Below are 224 nucleotides of genomic sequence, written 5' to 3' on the forward strand. Positions count from 1 at the left end.
CATCCTGGCGCTGCTGGTGCGCTTCATCCGCCAGCACTGGCCGGCTACCCGGATCGTGTTCCGCGGCGATGCCGGCTTCTATCGCCCGAGGCTGCTCGAATGGTGCGACCGCAACGGCGTGGACTACCTGGTTGGGTTCAGCAAAAACAGCAAATTGCTGGATGAGGTCAAAATCCCAATGGCACGGGTGCGCCACCATTACCGGCAAGCCGGGGAGAAAATGA

1 protein-coding gene is annotated in these 224 nt (G+C 61.2%); it reads left to right on the plus strand.

What is annotated here, in order from left to right; genetic code table 11:
* Positions 1-224: transposase (locus F3089_RS15800; protein ID WP_151441737.1), on the plus strand; the 224-nt coding region annotated here is incomplete at both ends.

The organism is Halospina sp. K52047b, assembly GCF_008709855.1.
Lineage (GTDB): Bacteria > Pseudomonadota > Gammaproteobacteria > Pseudomonadales > Oleiphilaceae > Halospina > Halospina utahensis_B.